At 56.6% G+C, this 4,456-nt stretch carries 3 protein-coding genes and 2 pseudogenes; 4 read left to right on the top strand and 1 reads right to left on the bottom strand.

The window, feature by feature from the left end; genetic code table 11:
* Together ACXJ5O_RS19855 and ACXJ5O_RS19850 are read left to right on the top strand one after the other, a co-directional pair.
* Nucleotides 1-616 (top strand): annotated as a pseudogene (locus tag ACXJ5O_RS19855) (dihydroxy-acid dehydratase); the annotation flags it as partial.
* A gap of 16 nt (nucleotides 617-632) precedes the next feature.
* The gene (locus ACXJ5O_RS19850) at nucleotides 633-1,358 is read left to right on the top strand and encodes a ribonuclease activity regulator RraA (protein WP_457301396.1); all 726 of its coding nucleotides are present in this window, start codon (nucleotides 633-635) and stop codon (nucleotides 1,356-1,358) included.
* Between the two features lie 183 nt (nucleotides 1,359-1,541).
* Here ACXJ5O_RS19850 and ACXJ5O_RS19845 read toward each other — a convergent pair whose 3' ends face one another.
* Entirely contained in the window at nucleotides 1,542-1,688 is a 147-nt protein-coding gene (locus ACXJ5O_RS19845; RefSeq protein WP_457301395.1) for a hypothetical protein, read from the bottom strand.
* A 40-nt stretch (nucleotides 1,689-1,728) separates the two neighbouring features.
* Between ACXJ5O_RS19845 and ACXJ5O_RS19840 the strand changes: the two are divergent.
* Both ACXJ5O_RS19840 and ACXJ5O_RS19835 read left to right on the top strand, forming a co-directional pair.
* Nucleotides 1,729-2,420 (top strand): annotated as a pseudogene (locus ACXJ5O_RS19840) (IS6 family transposase).
* A 1,390-nt stretch (nucleotides 2,421-3,810) separates the two neighbouring features.
* Nucleotides 3,811-4,456 (top strand): pyridoxal phosphate-dependent decarboxylase family protein (locus tag ACXJ5O_RS19835; RefSeq protein ID WP_457301394.1); only part of this gene is annotated, 646 nt, incomplete at its 3' end.

Raw genomic sequence — 4,456 nt, 5'->3', positions numbered from 1 at the left:
GTATCAGGAAGGTTCGCTCGCGGTCGTTAGGGGCAACCTCGCTCCCACGGGCGCGGTCATAAAGCCAGCCGCATGCGATCCAAGGCTGCATCAGCATCAGGGCCCGGCATTGGTTTTCGACAGCTACCCTGAAATGAAAGCAGCGATCGACGACGAAAATCTTGACGTCACTCCCGATCATGTTCTGGTGCTGCGCGGGGCCGGGCCGCAGGGCGGCCCGGGCATGCCCGAATGGGGCATGTTGCCGATGCCGAAGGTCCTGCTCAAGAGGGGATATCGGGACATGCTGCGTCTGTCCGATGCTCGCATGAGCGGCACCAGCTATGGAGCCTGCGTTCTGCACGTATCGCCGGAATCGCATGTCGGCGGCCCGTTGGCTCTTCTGAAAACGGGCGACATCGTGCGGCTCGACCTGAAGGCGCGCCGGATCGACATGCTGGTGGACGATGGTGAAATCGAACGCCGTCGCTCCGAATGGAGGAAACCGGCAGACAAGGCTGGTCGAGGCTACGGTTGGATGTTCGCCAGACACGTGGGCCAAGCCGACACGGGCGCGGATTTTGACTTTCTCGAAACACGCTTTGGACCATCCGCTCCCGAACCAGATATCTACTGACATCCGAGGACAACGAATGACAAACTATGATCTAAGTGAAGAAGCGCGCAAAAAGCTGATGGGCGTGGCCACGCCAACGATCGCGACGGCGCTGTTCAAGCGTGGGCTGCGCAACCAGTTCATCCAAGATGTGCGACCGCTGTCGGCGAAGCAGACCAATATGGTCGGGCAAGCCTTTACGCTGCGCTACATACCGGCCCGCGAAGACCTTAACACGATCGAGGTCTTCAAGGACCCCAATCATCCGCAGCGCGCCGCGGTGGAACAATGTCCCGAGGGAGCCGTCCTGGTGATGGATAGCCGCAAGGATGCCCGGGCAGCTTCGGCTGGCTCCATATTGATATCAAGGCTGCAAGTGAGGGGTGTGGCGGGTGTGGTTACTGACGGAGGCTTCCGCGACAGTCCTGAGATTGCCAATTTAAGCATTCACGCCTACCATAATCGTCCTTCGGCTCCAACCAACCTTACCCACCACCAAGCCTACGATATCAACGTCCCAATCGGCTGTGGCGATGTCGCGGTTTTTCCGGGCGATGTGCTTGTCGGGGACAATGAAGGCGTCATCGTTATTCCGCGGCATTTGGCGGACGAGATCGCCGACGAGACGCTGGAAATGACCGCTTATGAGGATTTTGTCACAGAGCAAGTCATGAACGGTGCGACGATCATCGGCCTCTATCCGGCTACAAGTGACAAGCCAAAGGCTGATTTCGCCGTATGGCGGGAGAAGAACGGAAGATAAGCATTGAGGAAGCCAAGGTGGGGACGACTGGCGTTGTCCTGCCCGAATTTCGGCTGGTTCGAAGGAGGTGATCAGACCGGCTATGTCGTCCGCTGGGCGCGCAGCGCTGAACAATCTTGCGCCGCTTCACGTCGTGCTCACAGTCAGCAATGAAGCTGGGGTCGATGTCGAAGCTAAGATTGCCTAACTGCGACAGGCTGGAAAATCCGTGACCGAATCATCAAGTGCGATGCGAACACCTGCATTGTGCAGGTCCGACACGATCGCCATGCCCATCTCGGTGTCGCGAACCAGAGCGCTTTCTGTGATCTCGATTTCGGGGAATGTCACGTTGATTTCGGGTTAAGAGATTGTCGATAGATGATGCGCCATGAACCAGCCCATCGCTCATTACAAGAACCACCGGTTCCCGCCAGAGATTATCGCCCGTGCCATCTGGCTCTATTATCGGTTTCCGTTGAGCCTGCGCCATGTAGAAGAAATGCTGCTGGAACGAGGGATCGTCGTGTCTTATGAGACTATCCGTCGGTGGGGCAGAAAACATGACCCTGAATATGCTCGGCGTATTTGCCGAAAGCCGCCTTCCAGCGATGATGTCTGGCACCTCGATGAAGTCGCGGTGCGCATCAACGGCAAGCGATGCTGGCTGTGGCGGGCGGTTGACCAAGACGGCTTTGTGTCCAGAACCGCCGCAATACCAAGGCGGCCAGGCGATTGCTGATACGTCTGATGAAGAAGCAGGGCATGGTGCCGAAGCGTATGATCACTGACAAGTTGCGCTCCTATGGCGCAGCAAGGCTTCAGGTCATTCCAGACGTCGAGCATCGTTCTCACAAAGGCTTGAACAATCGAGCAGAGAATTCGCATGTTCCGTTTCGAAAACGCGAGCGAATGCGCCAAGGCTTTCGATCGATCGGCAGCTTGCAGCATTTTGTTTCCGTCTTTTCTGCTGTTCGCAATCTCTTTGTTCCGTCCCGTATAAATCGCTCAGCATTTCAGATCCGAAATTACCGCCTGCAGGCCATGGGTGAGTGGAAAGCAATCAGCGGCCAGATTGCCTGAAAAGAGGGACATGCCTTTCGCACGACTAGCCTCCAAACAATGTGACAGTGCCCTCCAGACCACTACAGGATCCTGCCGAACTTCCAGCAGCATAACGAACTTGTGCGGGTACTGTTTCGCATTGCCCCGGATAACGTTGCGAAAGTAGGGACACTCGGGAAGTCGGTTGTCAGCCTGTTCAGAAGTTCCTTGTTCGGTTGATAATCGAGGTCCTCATGTAGATGGCTGCAGCACAGGACATTTTTGATCCAAGGATCCTGTAAAGGAACTAATATACGGCTCCTCGTCGACAAGCTTGCGCTTGCGCGCAGGTTTCACAGCTTTTTCGGCAAAACGTCCTGCAGCATGGCCTTGTCCAGCGACATGTTCGCAATGATCCGCGTTCTCCTCCTCAAACTGCCGCGGCCGGGCATCTCCGATGGCATCAGGCAGGCATATTTCTTGCGCCAGTCGGAGAACGTCGGTCGGAAATCCCAGCCTTACGGTAGACTTCGGTGACCTGCTTCAAAATGAAGGCGCTCTGCGCTTCCGTGTGCATAGGTTGGAAAACTAACCGGCGCTGGAACCGGATCCCTGAAAAGTGATCAGAATACTATCGTGCCATCGCAAAATGGCTGGAAAGCCAGGATTTGATTGGGCTGCTCAAGATGCCGTACAACAGCCGCACCGTGTCAATCTCCGAGGGGAAATTCGCTCCGACGCCTTCCTAACCTTATTAATCCGCCCGGGGCCGTTCCCGTGCTTGAAACCCGAGGAAGGGCGCGCTCGCTGCCGGCAAGCGCGAAGCCGCAGCCCGCACTCTTTTGGTAACGACCTCATGATCGCACACACATTGCGATCTACGCCTACAGCCACCGGACCGAGGATTGCGGATTCTTGCCGACGGACTATTCGGCGGTAATCGCATGGACCGACCGCGTAAAAGACGCCATGGTCTATACTGTGGATCTATACKGGATTAACCACATTCCTTTGCCAGCAAAGGAATGGTATCGCTGCCGTTCAAGGCGATGAGTGCGCCGCCACAGGCGGTACGGAGCACCAGGAACAAAAGGACCGCTGCGGGAGGAGGTGCAGCGGTCCTGATTGTAAATGTACCGCGGAAGGAGGTGCAGTACATTCGGCGCCGGGTCAATCTGGGAGGAGTAGAACCCGACTTGGGCACGATAACATTGCTACGTATTGGAGCAATAGTGGCTTCTGCATAGAAGCTATGCAAAATGTCGCAGAGCACGGACATGCGACATAGTGGCGAGAGAAAATCGCCCACATCCTTCAAGAAGCGAAGTAGCTCATCTCACGGCGATCGCGCCCAGGCAACCGCAGGCAGAGCGATTGAAGTTTTGTTGGAAACCAGCCATCCTGTGGTCGTATCCCCAGGAAAGCGCCTATGAACGAACTGGAAATCTCCAACCAGGAAATGTCACGCTTGGCKGACGAGGCAATAGGTCTTGCCAAATCCTATTGGGCTTCTCTTGAGGAACGTCCAGCGTATCCGTCGACCAGCGGCAAACAAACTACGGAACTTTTCTCACGGCCCTGGGCTGAGGAAGGGCGTGGTCAGAACGTCTTGCAGGATTTCAAGCTGATCGCCGAGCATGTGCGGCCGTCCACCGGCAGGTTCTTCGGCTATGTCGTCGGTTCGGGCGAACCGGTTGGGGCATTGGGAGAATTGTTCGCGGCGGTGCTCAACCAGAATGTGACAGCGTGGCGGTCAGCTCCGGCGGCGACCTCGATCGAACACGCCGTTATCGGATGGTTGGCAGAGGCAGTCGGTTGCGCCAAGTTCACGGGCAGTCTGTGCGGCGGTGGCTCGGCGGCAAACTTGATGGGGCTGGCGATGGCGCGGGAAGCAAAGTTGCCCGCGAACGAAACAGGGGCACGCAGCTGCGTCGTTTATGCCTCCGAGCAGGTGCATATGTCCATCCCGAAGGCTGTCGCACTGCTCGGAATTGGGAGAAAGAACCTTCGTTTGATTCCTGTTGACGACCAATTCCGGATGCGGCCGGACACCCTCCAGGCAGCTATTGCTGCCG

It is taken from the genome of Phyllobacterium sp. P5_D12, from assembly GCF_054049495.1.
The sequence above is the reverse complement of the archived record's forward strand: the minus strand, read 5'-3'. Positions and strand labels throughout refer to the sequence as shown.